Annotated in this window: 15 protein-coding genes and 1 pseudogene; 11 read left to right on the plus strand and 5 right to left on the minus strand. The window is 57.6% G+C overall.

All coding sequences use genetic code 11. The annotated features are described in order from the left end of the window. Positions 1–75: 75 nt before the first annotated feature. Genes DV711_RS00115 through DV711_RS00125 form a run of 3 tightly spaced genes read right to left on the minus strand, consistent with a single transcriptional unit; the run spans position 76 to position 2098 of the window. Complete coding sequence (locus DV711_RS00115) at positions 76–774, minus strand: pseudouridine synthase (RefSeq protein WP_114693631.1); 699 nt, start codon at positions 772–774, stop codon at positions 76–78. Beyond that, the gene (locus DV711_RS00120; RefSeq protein ID WP_114693632.1) at positions 774–1430 is read right to left on the minus strand and encodes a 3'-5' exonuclease; all 657 of its coding nucleotides are present in this window, start codon (positions 1428–1430) and stop codon (positions 774–776) included. Before DV711_RS00120 ends, DV711_RS00115 begins: the two co-directional genes overlap by 1 nt. A 20-nt stretch (positions 1431–1450) precedes the next feature. After that, positions 1451–2098: a LysE family translocator gene (locus DV711_RS00125; protein ID WP_114693633.1), complete on the minus strand. Its 648-nt coding sequence runs from the start codon at positions 2096–2098 to the stop codon at positions 1451–1453. 212 nt (positions 2099–2310) lie between these two features. On the opposite strand from DV711_RS00125, the gene DV711_RS00130 reads away from it, so the two are divergent. Together DV711_RS00130 and DV711_RS00135 are read left to right on the plus strand one after the other, a co-directional pair. Then, the gene (locus tag DV711_RS00130; RefSeq protein ID WP_114693634.1) at positions 2311–2670 is read left to right on the plus strand and encodes a group I truncated hemoglobin; all 360 of its coding nucleotides are present in this window, start codon (positions 2311–2313) and stop codon (positions 2668–2670) included. Between the two features lie 95 nt (positions 2671–2765). Then, the gene (locus DV711_RS00135) at positions 2766–5969 is read left to right on the plus strand and encodes an ATP-binding protein (protein ID WP_165839949.1); all 3204 of its coding nucleotides are present in this window, start codon (positions 2766–2768) and stop codon (positions 5967–5969) included. Here DV711_RS00135 and DV711_RS00140 read toward each other — a convergent pair. Both DV711_RS00140 and DV711_RS00145 read right to left on the minus strand, forming a co-directional pair. Continuing rightward, entirely contained in the window at positions 5966–6898 is a 933-nt protein-coding gene (locus DV711_RS00140) for a carbon-nitrogen hydrolase family protein (protein WP_114693636.1), read from the minus strand. The two genes, DV711_RS00135 and DV711_RS00140, sit on opposite strands and share 4 nt — an antisense overlap. A gap of 207 nt (positions 6899–7105) precedes the next feature. Further along, positions 7106–7762 (minus strand): hypothetical protein, encoded by a 657-nt coding sequence (locus tag DV711_RS00145; protein ID WP_114693637.1) that lies wholly within the window; start codon positions 7760–7762, stop codon positions 7106–7108. 195 nt (positions 7763–7957) lie between these two features. On the opposite strand from DV711_RS00145, the pseudogene DV711_RS19820 reads away from it, so the two are divergent. From DV711_RS19820 to DV711_RS00190, 9 genes and pseudogenes are all read left to right on the plus strand, one after another. Continuing rightward, a pseudogene (locus tag DV711_RS19820) lies at positions 7958–8227 on the plus strand (hypothetical protein); the annotation flags it as partial. 162 nt (positions 8228–8389) lie between these two features. Beyond that, the gene (locus DV711_RS00155; RefSeq protein WP_114693638.1) at positions 8390–8923 is read left to right on the plus strand and encodes a Na+/H+ antiporter subunit E; all 534 of its coding nucleotides are present in this window, start codon (positions 8390–8392) and stop codon (positions 8921–8923) included. Continuing rightward, positions 8920–9189, plus strand: a complete 270-nt coding sequence (locus tag DV711_RS00160) for a monovalent cation/H+ antiporter complex subunit F (RefSeq protein WP_114693639.1) — start codon at positions 8920–8922, stop codon at positions 9187–9189. The genes DV711_RS00155 and DV711_RS00160 overlap by 4 nt, the downstream gene beginning before the upstream one ends. Continuing rightward, positions 9182–9472 (plus strand): cation:proton antiporter, encoded by a 291-nt coding sequence (locus tag DV711_RS00165; RefSeq protein WP_114693640.1) that lies wholly within the window; start codon positions 9182–9184, stop codon positions 9470–9472. The genes DV711_RS00160 and DV711_RS00165 overlap by 8 nt, the downstream gene beginning before the upstream one ends. Next, positions 9469–10413: a hydrogenase subunit MbhD domain-containing protein gene (locus DV711_RS00170; RefSeq protein WP_114693641.1), complete on the plus strand. Its 945-nt coding sequence runs from the start codon at positions 9469–9471 to the stop codon at positions 10411–10413. The genes DV711_RS00165 and DV711_RS00170 overlap by 4 nt, the downstream gene beginning before the upstream one ends. Continuing rightward, positions 10413–10721 (plus strand): NADH-quinone oxidoreductase subunit K, encoded by a 309-nt coding sequence (locus DV711_RS00175; RefSeq protein WP_114693642.1) that lies wholly within the window; start codon positions 10413–10415, stop codon positions 10719–10721. The genes DV711_RS00170 and DV711_RS00175 overlap by 1 nt, the downstream gene beginning before the upstream one ends. Next, positions 10718–12175, plus strand: coding sequence for a complex I subunit 5 family protein (locus tag DV711_RS00180; RefSeq protein ID WP_114693643.1), 1458 nt, complete (start codon positions 10718–10720; stop codon positions 12173–12175). Before DV711_RS00175 ends, DV711_RS00180 begins: the two co-directional genes overlap by 4 nt. Continuing rightward, positions 12172–13671, plus strand: a complete 1500-nt coding sequence (locus DV711_RS00185) for a complex I subunit 5 family protein (RefSeq protein WP_114693644.1) — start codon at positions 12172–12174, stop codon at positions 13669–13671. The genes DV711_RS00180 and DV711_RS00185 overlap by 4 nt, the downstream gene beginning before the upstream one ends. Continuing rightward, entirely contained in the window at positions 13668–15296 is a 1629-nt protein-coding gene (locus DV711_RS00190; protein ID WP_114693645.1) for a proton-conducting transporter transmembrane domain-containing protein, read from the plus strand. Before DV711_RS00185 ends, DV711_RS00190 begins: the two co-directional genes overlap by 4 nt. The last annotated feature ends 4 nt before the right edge of the window (positions 15297–15300 follow it).

Below are 15300 nucleotides of genomic sequence, written 5' to 3' on the forward strand. Positions count from 1 at the left end.
GCCTTTGCAGGCAGCTTAAGCGATCGAACCCTGAATCCGCCACGTTAATAGGACCTTGTGGCTACGGTCTTCATCTTATCGACCCATGACGCTATCGATCTCGGCCGGTGTCAACGGGCGGTATTGGCCTGGGGCTAAGTCAGGGTCGAGCCGGATTGCGCCGATCTGTTCCCGATGCAGGGCCAGGACCGGATTGCGAAAACGGCCGAACATCCGCTTGATCTGGTGGTAACGCCCCTCGGTCAGGGTCAGGCGAACGCAGCGCTCACCCAGCTGCTCCAGCTTGACCGGCTTGGTGGTGATCCCTTCGTAGGCGAAATAGATCCCCTCGGCAAAACTGGCCTGGGTTTGCGGATCGATCGGGTTGGCGGTCTCGACCCGGTAGATCTTCTTTATCGCCTTGTCCGGTTCGGTCAGCACTCGGGTCCAGCTGCCGTCATCGCTGAGCAGCAACAAGCCGGTGCTGGCGCGATCCAGCCGTCCGGCGATATGCAGACCGTCGCGCTCACGCGACTCGATCAGTTCGGTGGCGCAGCGGTGCTGATCGTCCCGGGTGGCGCTGAGGATGCCGGCCGGTTTATTGAGCATGAAGTAGCGCGCTTGGCGTTGCTGCAGTAGTCGACCATCCACGGCGATACGGCTGAACCGATCTACCTCGAGGGTGCCGTCGCGGACCGGCTGATCATCCAGCTCGACCCGACCAGCGGCCAGTAGTTCGTTGGCACGGCGGCGACTGTATTGGGGTTGATTGGCGAGAAAACGATCCAGGCGCATCAGCCGGTTCCGGCAAGTTCGGCAGCAGCGCGCTGGAACAGCTTCGGCAGCTGGGCTTTCTGGGTCTTACCCAGTTGACGCAGCAACGACAGCGGCAGCTGTTGCGATTTGGTGTCGAGTCGTTGTGCCAGATCGTCCAGCAGCCGTACCCAGAGGTGAGCGGTCATTTCTGCATCGGCCAATGCGCGGTGGTAGGTACCGTCGGTGGGGAGCTGTTTCCAGCGCACCAGGGTACCGAGTTTGTGGTTAGGTGCCTCCGGGTAGACCCGGCGAGCGCAGAGCATCGAACAGGCAAACTGGCCTGTTTGCCGATGGCGAACACGGTTGAATTCGGCTTCAAGAAAACGCTGATCGAAGCTGGCGTTGTGGGCCACCAGGTTATCGTCGCCGAGAAACTCGGCGAAAGTACTCATCACCTGCTCCGCCATCGGGGCCTGGGCCAGCATGCTGTTGCTGATACCGGTGTAGGACTCGATAAAGCCGCTAACCCTTCGGCCCGGGTTCATCAGAGATTGAAACCGATCGGTGATCTGGCCGTTGACCAGCCGTACCGCGCCGATCTCGATTGCTCGGTCGTCATTGTCGATCGATAAACCGGTGGTCTCGAAATCCAGAACCACCAGTGTATCGGCACGTCGTTGCCCGTTATCGCTCACCCGTATCTTTCCTGTTGTTATCAGCGTTGAGTGCTGAACGCTAATGTCAGACCGGCACCGATAAAGGTGCCGCCGAAGGCACGGGAGAGTTTCTGCCCGGTGGTTTCGGCCATGCCTCCCAGCAGACGTTTGGCCAGCAGGGCATAACCCAGCAGGCAGAGCAGCGAGAACAGCATAAAGGTCCCCACCAGCAGGCTGAACTGGGGCAGCAGGGCGCTGTGGATATCGATGAACTGCGGAAACAGGGCGGTGGTGAACACTATCGCCTTGGGGTTGGTCAGCGAGACCAGCAGACCCTGGGTGTAGGTGTTGAACCCAGCAGCTGTTTGTCGACCTGACTGATTTGAGGGGCTATCCGTTATTTTTGCCGGCGGTTGCAGTTTGATGCCATGGCGCCATAGCTTGACCCCCATATAGATCAGGTAAGCGGCACCGAGAGTCTTGATCAGCGTAAACGCCAATGACGAGTGCAGCACCAGCGCGCTCAGACCCAGCACCGAGCAGGAGGACATCAAAAACAGGCCACTGACGTTCCCCGCCATCGCATAACAGGCGCGGCCGATACCGCTGCGTAAGCTATGGGTCATGACCAGCAGAATGGCGGGTCCGGGGGTCAGGGTCGCGATCAGCGCAATGCTGCTGAAGGCGAGCCAGCTTTCAAAACTCATGATGGTTCCTGTGTGGCAGGGTTGGTAAAACCCAACGGTAGATCGGCTGGTTGAGCCCTGTCAACGTGACTATGCTTACTTCGCCACGTTTTCGATTCCATCGCCGTCTTCGGGGGCTGAGATCAACATTGAAGGTTGATCCAACAGATCTATCGGCCCTGTTTAGTACCGCGGTGAGAGACCTGAATAGCGACATCACAAGGAAAAGCGTTATGAGCGCGAGTCTATATGAACGTCTGGGTGGCACCGAAGCCATCGCCCGTATTGCCAGCGATATCGTCGATCTACACCGCCAGAATCCGCTGATCTCCACCCGCTTTGGGGCCTCCGATCCCGCCAAGTTGAAAGCCGCCGTGACCGACTTCTTTGTTACCGGATCCGGTGGCCCAGAGTGCTACAAGGGGCGGGATATGAAGAGCGCCCATGCCCATATGAATACCGACCACGCCGAGTTTATGGCGGTACTGGACGATGTGCTTAAAGCGATGCAGCACAATAAAGTCGGTCGGCGGGAGATGGAGGAGGTGTTATTTATCCTATACAGCATGCGTGACGACATCATCCGGACCTAACTGGAAAGATCATGTTTTGTCCCGCCTGCGGAGCACAATGCGACCAGGGAGGGGTTGAATGTAGCGCTTGTAAGACACGCTTACCGGCGAGCTGTATGGCATGCGGGCAAGCGTTGAGTGGTGATGGCGCGCTTTACTGTTGCGGTTGTGGTTCGGTGTTGTCTGGCCAAGCTTCGACAGTACCAACTCAACCCAAGCCTTCGAAAGCTTCCTACGTGGAGCGTCGGCAACTGACGGTGATGTTCTGCGATCTGGTTGGTTCCACGGCATTGTCGCAGGCCAGTGACCCGGAAGACTTTCGCGATCTTATCCATCGATTTCAGCACTGCTGCACCGAGGTTATCGAGCAGTTCGACGGTTATATTGCCCGCTATATGGGGGATGGGATGCTGGTTTACTTCGGCTACCCCCGGGCGGCCGAGCTGGATGCCGAGCGAGCGGTGCGTGCCGGGTTGGAGTTGGTACGCCGGGTGGAGCAGTTACCTCATCCGGACGGTCAGCCGCTGCGAGCCCGTGTCGGCGTCGAAACCGGACTGGTGGTGGCCGGAGACGTCATTGGCCAGGGGGCCGCCGCTGAGCATGAGGTATTGGGCGATACCCCGAACATAGCGGCCCGTCTGCAAGCCGTGGCGAATCCTGGGTGGGTGGTTATTGGCCCAGGGTGTCAGGGGGTTGTCGCCAAGCGCTTTCGGGTTCTTTCATTGGGTCAGCAACAACTCAAAGGAATTCGTGAACCGGTACCGACCTACCGGGTTCTGTCGGTCGCCAGTGCCTCCACCAGCAGTCGGCAAGCACCGTTACTGGGTCGATCCCAGGAGATCGCCAAGATCGAGCAGTATCTGGACCGGCCTTCCAAGGGCGGGCTGCTGATCATCGAAGGAGGTTCCGGGCTGGGTAAGAGCCGGATGTTGGATGATCTGCTTGGGCAGACATCGGGGCAGTACGAGCGAGTCTTGTTGCGATGTTCGCCGTTCTTTAAAGATCGTCCGCTGTACCCGGTGATACGTCACTGGCAAATGCTATTGGAATTGGATCGGGTCGAGCAGCCATCGGAGGTCGACAGCAGGCGTTTTCTGGCAGATTTTTTGCTCCGTCATGGGGTTGAGGATCCAGCGCTTCATCGGCTCATGGGCGAAATGGCATTGGGTGATGCCCAGCAGATTCCGCTTCCTAATGAGCAAGGGGGCGGGCTGTCGCCGGAGCAGCGACGGAGGGCCAAGCTTAGTGCTTTGTTGCGGGTGTTGAAGCAGTGTAGTCGCAAGCGACCATTGCTGATCGCCATAGAAGATGCCCACTGGATCGATTCATCCACCGCCGAATTTCTCAATCAGTTGGCAGCAAGGCTGGAGCGCTGGCCGATCCTGCTCTGTATCACCAGTCGTACGCCGCTGACCTGGCTCGCCGGGCAATATCCCCAGGCATTACGTTTACAGCTGACACCATTGCCGGACAGTGAAGCCATGAGGTTGATTCGGGCGCTGGATCCTCGTGACCAGGTGCCGTATGAGGTTCAACAGCAGATTCTGCAGCGTTGTGAGGGCTCACCCCTGTTCGTGGAAGAGCTGACCCGATCGGTATTGGAGCAGGGTGACGCTGTGAATCAGCAGGTACAGGTACCCCGTACCTTACAGGATTCGCTACGGGCAAGGATCGACCGGCTGGGGCAGCACCGAGATATGGTTCAGTTCGTGGCCGTTCTGGGGCGACGCTTCAGTCAGAAATTGGTGGATAAAAGCTCACCGTTTGAACCCGGGCGGACTCGCGAGGCGATGGCCGCGCTGGTCGACGCCGGTTTACTGCACTGCAGTGGCGAAGGCGGGCGTAAACAGTACCATTTCCACCATATGATGGTGCGTGAAGTCGCCTACGATGCGCTCTTAAAGCGTGATCGGCGGACCCATCACCTTAGGGTCGCCGAAACCCTGTGTCGAGACTTTCCCAAGTTGGTGCAGAGTGCTCCCGAATTGGCGGCGGGGCACTTTGAGTCGGCAGAAAGGTTTACCGAGGCGATCGACTATTGGCATCTGGCGGGACAGCATGCGCGCGATGCCTGGGCCCACCGTGAAGCAGCCAACCATCTGCTGCAGGCGATTCGGTTGCTGGAGGCCGAGCCGACGACCATCGAACTGGCGAAGCGGGAACTGAGTATTCGAATCGAATTGGTGCAGTCGTTGCGGATTCTAGAGCTGGGCGAGCAGGGGCTGGAACAGCTTGCGAAGGCGAGTCAGCTCGCCGAGCGGTTAAATGATTCGGAGGCGTTGGCACAGGTGCATAACCTCTGGGGTAATCTGCTGTTTTCGGCCGGCGAGATCACCGGTTGTCTGAGCCATCATCGTCGTGCCCTTCACTATGCCGATCGGGCCGACTCGGCGGTTAGTCAAATTCAGGCCCACAGTGGCCTGGGGGATGCCAGCTTGCTGGATGGTCAGCTACTGACGGCCGAGCATGCCTACGATCGTTGCTTAACCCTGAGTCGTCAGGCGCAGTTACAGCGTTTTGTTGCCCCGAATCTATCGCTTCGCGGGCATATGCGACTCTATCTGAACCGATTAGATGAGTCGGTTGAAGATATCTCTGAAGCGATAAAACTGGCGGTTGATGCGCAGGATCGGCGTACCGAAATGGTGGGGCGGGGGAGTTGTCTGGCTAAGACGCTGTGTGAAATGGGACAGTACCGGCTTGCAAGGGAGTCGTTGGAACATGCCTTGGAAACCGCCCGTAGTTTGAAGGCGCAGCGATTCGAGGCGCTGTATCTACTGACGCTGGCGAGAGTTTGCCGGTGGTCGGAAGCTAGCCATGGAGGTAACAGATCGACACCGCTGAGCTATGCCGAGCAAGCGATCAAGGTCGCCGAACAGACCCATTTCAATTATGTCGGCGCCATCGCGTTCGGGGCGCTGGCGCTAGTCACTGAGGATCCGTCCCGCTGCCGGAGCGCGCTTGAGCAAGGTGAGCGACTGTTAAGACCGGGGACGCCGAGTCAGAACTATTTCTGGTTCCTACGTGATGCCATCGAGACTTGCCTGCTAAGAGGCTGGTGGGATCAGGCGCAAGACTATGGCAACAAGTTTAAAAAATTTACCCGGCATCAGCCGATCCCCTGGAGTCAGTTCTATATCCAGCTGGCTGACACCCTGTCTACGATCGGGCGGCAGCCAGAACAAAGCCAGGCCATCAGTCAGTTGAATCAGCTACAGCAGCAAGCTAAACAAGCAGGATTGCAAGCAGCGGAGGCTTTGATTCAGCGCTGCCTGCAGGATCGGATGCATCTGGTTGCCGATAAAAGCGCTAGCCTTTAAAACTCTACCGGAGGCTTGGGCTGGCGGTCGATGTTCAGGCTGAACAGGTCCGGACGATTGTAATGCCCGGCTACATCCAGCGGCTTACGTGCCCGTCGGGCGGCCTCGACTTCGATATCGGCATACAGAATTGATTTCTGTTGGTGGAGCGGCCCACTATGAATTCCGCCGAACGGTTTGATGATCACCGCATCACCGGGATTGATCCATTCATCATCGCCGAACAGCGTTTCACGGCTGGGAAAGTCGGCGGGAATATCGCTGCCTTCCATCGCAGTAGCCGTGCTAAGTACCCAGCACCCTCCCTCACGGGCAATATGATTCATCGATGCCAGCCAGACATCGCCGCTGTCCCAGGTTGGGGCGATATAGATATCCAGGTTTTGCGCATAGAGGGCAAACCGCGCCAGCGGCATGTAATTCTCCCAGCAGATCAGACAGCCAATCCGGCCGACGGGGGTGTCTACAACCTGCAAGCCAGACGCATCCCCGGCCCCCCAGACCATCCGCTCCGGGTTGGTCGGCATTAATTTGCGATGCCGGTTCAGGATCTCACCGTCTGATCCGATAACCACCACGCTGTTGTACAGCGTTGAGCCACTGTAGCGTTGATCGCGTTCATTCATACCGATGACCACGAGCTGTTGCTGGCGCGCGGCGGCCTCGCAGATCGGATCCAGATCACCGCCATCGATATCGACCGAGTTGGCTACCAGTCTCTCGTGCAGTTGGTTACCCAGGGCCATATCGCCGCCGGGACGCAGGCGCCATATCCAGGTTGGGTAGCCGGGCAGGTAGGTTTCGGGAAAGACCAGAAGCTGGGCTCCATTTTCTGCCGCCTCATGGATATCCGACACGGCCCGTGCCAGTGATTCAGGCAGATTCAGTAGCGCGGGTGGTTTCTGTGAGATTGCAACCTGAATCGACATGACGAACTTTCCAGAGGTGGGATGGGGGTGTATTCAGCCTAGTTGTGTATAGCGGCTCCGGTATGAAGGGTATTCATAGTGATCGGGAGCGGAACCAAGACAATATTGGTTGAACAGGCTAATGAGTGGGTTGAGCCAGGAAGGAAAGAGCCCTAACGGATGGGTCGGGCTCGTCGAGACCGATGCAGGTCGTAAATGGGAAGGCGATCAGATATTCAGCACCTTGGTTTTGAACTCTTCCACACAGTGGTCGGCGGCCAATTGCAGCTCGCTTTTCAAACGCTTAGCGCTGTTGGCGACCAGTTCGGCATAGCTGGGAGAGTTTTCGTCTTGCTCCGGATTACGGATACAAAACCCCTCGGCGACCAGCTTGCTGTTACGGGTATCGATCAGGCGAAGCTTGGCGCTGTAGATAACGTGGTAAGTGTCCCAAGATGTGGGGAAATAGAGAAAGCTCCAATTGTAGGTTTGAATGTCCAGTACCAGATCTGCGGCCGGGTAGTGTTTGGCGATCTCTTCTGTCTTTTCGCTATCCAGCACTAATTCGGACTGATCGATCGGGGTCAGACTCATCTGTTGTTGCAATGATTCTTTCAGGGACTGGCGGATATACACCGCCGGATCCTCAATTTGGTTTTCTTCTACCAGCTCGTTGCCGGCACTGATGGCAGCGAAGGCACCGATCAGCGCAAAGGCTCCCTTGGTAGACGTCATCGCGGCGAAATCAGGTTTTTCACGATTAGTCGTTGCGAGGGTTTCAGGCGGATTGACGGCAAAGGCGTCTGCCTGAAGAGGGATGTTGTGGGTATTGGCACAGCCTGCGAGGATGAGCGTGGCAATGATAAGGATGAGTTTGTTGAACATCGATAAAATCCTTTTTGTGGTTTTCCCGTTTGGATTAGTCAAAGTCAGGCAGCATGTTCATTCCGAGAACAGCCTGTCAGGTGATGGCAGTAGGAATGGGGTGACCAGATAACTATGTTGTCTGGATTATTATGCCCTAAGATTCTGAAATTACCGGCATTTCTGTTGGGCTTTGGTGCCAGAATTCGTGCGCTCCGACATAATCAGGAGGTCAATCACCTGATCTATCTGATACCGGATCCAGAACTGCCTTTGGGGGGCACCTGACCCGCATGATCGACGGGGCGGTGAGGTTCGGGCCGAATGCGGTGCAGGGGTGGCACGCTGGCTCATCATTTTGGTTCGCCGAGAGTCCCCATTCGGTGCATGTCTGCAATGTCCCCCTTACCTGCCGCGACTTCGGCGATTCCAATCGGCAAAGTTCTCAAGGAAAACGATGTTCTGAGCATCTGCTTTGTGCGGTAAAAACGAAGTCTTTCTGCTGTCAGATCGGCTAAATCTTATGGTTAAAAACCATCTCAAATTTCTAATAGTTCGAAAAAAACGATCCATCACTTCTTTAAATTCGTTTTTTTAGTTTTCCTATTGCACCTATAACTATCCCTACTTCTTCTTGGAATCGTTGGGATGGTGGCTATGGTGCAGGGGATTATCAGCAAGTCGATATCCGGTCAGTGCAGACTTCGATTGAGGCTGTATGGCATTGCACTGGCGATGATCTGGCTGTTATTGACCGGCTTGGATGTTTCCAGTCTGTTGATTGGCATCCCAATGATCGGGCTGGCGCTTTGGTATTGCCGTTATCTCATCACCTCTGAGGGAGCGCCGCTTTCGGTCAGGGGGATGGTCAGACTCGGAATCTACTTTATCCAACAGAGTTTTATCGGTGGTTGGGATCTGGCGCTGAGAAGCTGCGGCAAACAGGTCAGGATCGATCCGGGAATGTTGTGGTTCGCAAGGCCGTTCAATCCCCCTCAGGCTCATCCGTTATTCATCCGTTGTTTGAATCTGCTACCCGGCACCCTGTCGGTGGAAGAGCGGCAGGGGGCGCTTCTGCTGCATGTGATCGATAAAAATGTTGATCACACTACTGAATTGGAACGCCTGGGCCGATTGACCGAGGCGGTCTGGTCTAGCCGCGTGGTGGAGGACAGCGCATGAGCCCGCTACTGATCAATTGGCTGCTGGGGGCATTGCTGCTGCTGGTCGGTGTTATCGCCGTGGCTTTGCTGAGGTTGATGCTGTGCCGCAGCCTTACCGATCAAATTCTCTGTATTCAGCTACTGGGAATCGGGGGTACAGCGATGCTGCTGTTGATGGCCACGTTGTTACAACAGCCGGCGCTGATTGATGTCGCGTTGTTGTTGGTGTTGCTGGCTGCCGTCATGGTGCTGGTTATCACTCGGAGGGAGTGCCGAGATGAATAGCTTGTCCGAACTTTTATCAGTCGCGATTGTGCTGTTGGCGGTGTTGGTTTTCGTTGCCGGCACGGTGGCACTAATTCGACTGCCCGATGTGCTGTCGCGGCTGCATGCCATCAGCAAAATCGACAATCTCGGTTTCGGGTTACTGGTTCTCGGTCTGATATTGATCCAACCCGCCTGGATTGATGGGGTAAAGCTGTTTGGGATCTGGATATTGGTGCTGGTCTCCAGTGCCGCAACCGGGCAACTGATCGCGCGTCATGCCGTCAGGGAGGAACCCCGATGATGATCTGGTCGGTGATCGACATACTTATCTGCGCCCTGGTTGTAGCGTTGGCTATGGCTGCTCTCTACGCCCCGGCGCTAAGACAGCGGGTGATGTTCTTTATCGCGTTTGGATTGGTGGTGGCGATCACTTGGGCGCGTCTTCATGCCCCGGACCTTGCGCTGGCTGAAGCCATTATTGGTGCTGGATTGACCGGAGCTATGCTGCTGATGTCATTAGATCACACCAGCGACATGCCGCGGGAGCCTGCTTCATACGGGCTGAGGATCGGTTCTGCAGCCATGGGGGGCGTGCTGATACTGGGGTTGATGATGATCGTCTCCTCGCTGTACCCCATCCACGATGGCGCCCCGACCCTGGCGGTGAGCCAGCGTCAAGTCGAATCCGGTGTCAGTCATCCGGTGACCGCCGTGTTGTTGAATTTCCGTGCCTGGGACACGCTGCTGGAACTCGCGGTACTGCTGAGTGCGGCGCTGGGAATACTGAATCTGGGACCGGCACGAAGGAGCTGTGGGCATGCCGCATCATTGACCGATGGGTTGGCGCGCGTGTTGGTACCACTGTTGATCCTTAGCGCCGGTTACCTGCTGTGGAAAGGGGCCTTTGCGCCGGGAGGTGCATTCCAGGCCGGAGCGGTGCTGGCATCGGCGGCTGTGGTCATTCATCTGACGGGCTGGGAAAAACTGCCGCGAGTGGGACTGCGATCCCTGCGTCTATTGCTACTGGTCGGACCGACGCTGTTCGTGGCGGTAGGGTTGCTGCCGCTGTTGAACGGGCAGGCTTTTCTGCAGTACCCCGTGGAGTTGGCCGGGTTGCTGATTCTACTGATCGAGTCGGCGGCTATGGTTTCGATCGCCGGCATGCTGACTCTGGTCTATCTCGGCGGTCACCCGCACGCAAACTGGCCAATTGAGTTGGTGAATCCGAAGGAGCCGATGTGATGGGCAGTTCCCCGTTACTTTACGCCGTCACTGGTGCCCTGATTTTCGGGATAGGGCTGCTGGCCTCGTTGCGTGATGAGGCGTTATTGGCACGCATCATCGCAATCAACATCAGTGGGGTCGGGGTGTTTCTGATGCTGGTTTCGTTCGCCTACCGGGGCTTCGAGTTGGCGCCTGATCCGATCCCCCATGCGCTGGTGCTGACCGGTATTGTGGTCGCCGTGGCGGCTTCGGGACTGGCACTGGCCTTGGAAAAGCGCTTGGCGGAGTTACCTAAATCGAAAACACACAAGGAGGACAGCCCGTGAGCACGATACTGATCGTTGTAGTCATCGTGCCGTTGTTGGCTTCGTTGACCTGCCTGATGCTGCCCCGGTTATCGGATCGGCTGTCCCTGGGTACGGGACTGGTTCAACTGATTACCGGGGGGCTGTTGATCCAATCGCTGGCTTCGGGAATCAGTCACTTTCATGAGTTGGGTGGTTGGTCACCGGGCTTGGGAATCGCATTGAGGGCCGATGCGCTGGCCGGGGCGCTGGTGTTGCTATGTGCCATCGTTAGCCTGGCGGCGACCGTTTATGCACGGCGTTATTTCACCTGCGTAGAAACACGCTATCGTTTCTGGCCCCTCTGGTGGCTGCTGAGTACCGCTATTTACGCGCTGCTGCTCTCAGCCGACCTGTTCAATCTGTACGTGACCCTTGAGTTGCTGGGGCTATCTGCTGCGGCACTTTGTACCATTGGCGCTGCCAAGACTGAGGCGCTACGGTCGGCGCTGCGCTATCTGATGTTGGGGTTGGTCGGCTCCTTGCTGTTCCTGGCAGGTGTCAGCATGGTCTATGCCGAATACGGGACCCTGAGTCTGATGGCCCTGGCCGGGCAGATCGCGCAGACGCCGGCAACGCTGGTGGCGTTGCTGTTGTTGAGCAGCGGGCTGTTGGTCAAGTGTGCCTTAGTGCCGCTGCACTTCTGGTTGCCGGCCGCCCATGGCAGCGCTCCGGCCCCGGTTAGCGCGGTATTGTCCGCCTTGGTGGTGAAGGTCGCATTCTACTTGTTGCTGAGGCTGTGGTTTGAGCTCTTCAGCCCGGTGATGACGTCCTTATTTGCCACCCTGATTGGCGGTTTGGGAGCTATCGCGGTGATCTGGGGTTCGTTGCGTGCCTTGACGGCGGCAAGACTGAAGTTGCTGGCTGCCTATTCGACCCTGTCACAAATGGGCTATCTATTTGTTTTTATTCCGGTACTGGCCGCGCTGCCCGATGAAGAGACTCGACAGTTAGGGTTCGGCGCGTTGGTGCTGTTTGCACTGTCTCATGGCATCGCTAAGGCGGCCTTGTTCTTGGGCATCGGGGTGATTCAACTGCAGGTTGGCCACGACCGGATCGATCAGCTGGCCGGATCCGCCCAACGGTTTCCGATCGCTTTTTTCGCGATCGGACTGGCGGGTGTGGCGCTGGTTGGTTTGCCGCCCAGCGGCGCGTTTCTGGCCAAGTGGAGCCTGATCAGCAACAGCTTGTTGACCGGACAGTGGTGGTGGATGGTCGTCACATTGACTGGCACATTACTGGCGGCCGCCTATTTCATTCGGGTGCTTGGGGCCGGGTTTGTCACCCTGGGACCCGAGGCACCGGTGAAGGGCGTCGGTGTCTCATTGCAGGCACCGGCTCTGGTTCTTGCCTGCCTGGCGACCTTCGGCCTGGGCTTGGGAGCCGCCTCATTGTGGGATGTTCTGGCGATGGGATCTGCAGGAGGTCAGTTATGAGTATGGGCGAATTACTTCCCCTGATGATCCTGTGCAGCTCATTGATTCCCGGGCTGATTATTTTTGCGTTGAGCGAAGAACAGCATCGGCTACGTAGTGGCTTGAACATGGTGGGAGCGGTGGCAAAGCTGCTGTTGGTTGCCGGTTTGATTTGGGGGGTGTATCAGGAGCAGGTCTTTGAAGCGCGTTGGACCCTGGCGCCGGGGCTGGACTTTGTGCTGCATGTCGACGCGCTATCGGTGTTGTTTGTCAGCCTTTCTACGCTGCTATGGCTGGTGACCACGGTTTATGCCATCGGTTATCTGGAGGACTCCCCTGACCGTAGCCGCTTCTTTGGCTTCTTCAGCCTCTGCGTGACCGCCACCGTCGGCCTTGCCATGGCCGGTAATCTGTTCACTTTCGTGGTTTTTTATGAAGCCCTGACCCTGGCGACCTATCCGCTGGTCGCCCATAAAGGCACCCCGGAGGCGGTTCGCGGCGCACGGATCTATCTTGGCTATACCCTGGCGGGCGGCTTGCTGCTGTTGATCGGGGCGGTCTGGCTAAGAACCCTGGCCGGTCCGCTGGAGTTTTCCGAGGGTGGCATTCTGGGGGATATCCCCGGACTTGATCCAGACAATCTGCGCTGGATTTTCCTGCTGTTGATGGCTGGCTTGGGCGTTAAAGCGGCGCTGTTTCCCCTGCATGGCTGGCTTCCCCGGGCGATGGTTGCACCGGCACCGGTCAGCGCCTTGCTGCATGCGGTGGCGGTGGTCAAGGCCGGTGCGTTCGGGATCGTCCGCGTCGTCTACGATGTTTACGGAGTGGAGTTTTCCGCCCATCTGGGTGTGCTGGTTCCACTGGGGATGTTGGCCGCGTTTACCATCGTGTACGGCTCGGTGCGTGCGCTATCTCAGGATCATCTGAAGAAGCGTTTGGCCTACTCCACGGTTAGCCAGGTGTCGTATATCGCATTGGGTGCCAGCATTCTGGGGCCGCTGGCGACCATCGGCGGGGTAGTGCATCTGGTCCACCAGGGGATCATGAAAATCACCCTTTTTTTCGCCGCCGGCAATTACGCCGAAACCCTAGGCGTTCATCGTGTCAGTGAAATGGACGGTATCGGTCGGCGAATGCCGGCGACAACTCTGGCCTTTACCGTGGCAGCCCTGGGAATGATCGGATTGCCGCCGGTGGCTGGTTTTATCAGCAAATGGTATCTCGGCTTGGGGGCGCTGGAAGCTTCTCAGGGCATTTGGGTCATTCCGGTGTTGGTAGCCAGCAGCCTGCTCAATGCCGCCTATTTTCTTCCCATTCTCTATCGCGCCTGGTTTATGCCTCAAAGGGATTGGCCGCGTCAGATGCATATCGGGTATCGCGGAGAAACGCTGCCCAGTCTTCAATGGCCGCCGGTCATCACGGCGACGTTGGCCTTGTTGGTTGGGGGCTTAGCCGCAGCACCCTTTAGTCCGCTGGAGTGGGTTGAGTTGATCGCGTTGAGGGAGTATCGACTATGAATGGGCTACTGCTGCTTAGCTGGTTGCTGCCGTTGCTGCTGATTCCAGCGATGTTGTCCCCCACGCAAGGGCGTCGGTTGCTGTTGCTTGCTCCGGTGCCGGCGTTGCTGGCGGTGTTACTGCTGCCTTCCGGCAGTACCCTGTCGCTAACCTGGTTGCTGTTGGGGACGCAGCTGCAGCTCGACCCGGTGCGACAGCTGTTTCTGGCGCTGACCGCGATTCTGTGGCTATTTGCCTACCTGCATACGGTCGGCAATGATCGGGGAGACACCCAGGCCGCCCGGTTGCGGGTTTTCATGCTGCTGTGCATGGCGGGCAATATCGGCCTGATCGTCAGTGCCGATCTGGTCGGCTTCTATGTCGGCTTTACCACCATGGGGCTGGCCAGTTATGGATTGATCGTACACTCGGGCACCGTCAAGGCCGGCTTTGCGGCCAGGGTCTACCTGGTGATGACCTTGCTGGCGGAGTTTGCCTTGCTGGCGGCGTTTATGCTGATCTACCAGCGAACCGGCCAACTGGCCCCCTCCTCTGAACAGTTGGTCGGTAGTGGTGACCTGGAGCTGGGGCTCTTGTTTATCGCCTTTGCCATCAAAGCCGGTCTGCTGGGGTTTCATGTCTGGTTGCCGTTGGCGCACCCGGCCGCACCACCGGCTGCCAGTGCGGTGTTGAGCGGGGCGATGATCAAAACGGCGCTGCTAGGGTGGATTACTTTCATGCCGCTGGGGGAGCAGGCATTACCGGCTTGGGGGGGGTTGTTTATTGGCCTCGGATCGTCGGGGGCCATCGCTGCCATTGCTGTCGGCCTGACCCAGTCCGACCCCAAGGTGATGCTGGCCTATTCGAGCATTAGCAAGATGAATCTGCTGGCGGCCGCTCTCGGGGTGGCCCTGATTAGTCCGCCGATTGCCGAGCCGCTGATCGGCGTTATCGCCGCCTATGCGTTTTTCCATGGATTGAACAAGGGTGCGCTGTTTATCGGTGTCGGGATCCTCAAGCGTTACGCAGCGCCTTGGATACTGGCTCTGGTGGCTGTTCCCGCGGCGATCTTGAGTGGCATCCCCTTTGGTGCCGGGGCGACGGCCAAAACCGCCCTGAGCGAGGTGCTGTTGGTCGAGTCGAGTGAAGCGATCTGGGTACTGACGCTGTTGACCATTCTCGCTGCACTAACGCCGTTACTGATGGTTAGGTTTCTGTGGTGTGCGTCTTCCCAATCTGGACAGGAGGCCGTTGATCTAAGGATTGTTCCCTGGATCGTGCTGATTGTTCTGGCCGCCATCTTGCCGCTGGGTATGTTCCCCGCACTTTCATCGGGTTCTGCACTGTTATGGAGTGCCGCTGTGGTCATCGCCTTGGGGGGGCTCTATTTTGGCCACAAGCTGTTTACCGCCAGAGTTAGCGCCATTCCACCGGGTGACCTGATTGCGCTGTTACCACGAGGGAGCGGGTTCAGGTGGGCGCTAAGCTGGAATCCAGAACATACCGCGATGGCCAACGTGGGGCAGCGCTTGACGCGGTCGGTGGGTCGATCCCGATGGCCGTCCATCAAGGGAGATGCTGTGCTGTCCATCAGCTTTCCGCTGTTATTGCTAGTCTTACTTTCAGCATTGCTAATAAGTCCCTGAGTGC

Origin of the sequence: Motiliproteus coralliicola, assembly GCF_003345655.1 — a bacterium.
GTDB lineage: Bacteria > Pseudomonadota > Gammaproteobacteria > Pseudomonadales > Balneatricaceae > Motiliproteus > Motiliproteus coralliicola.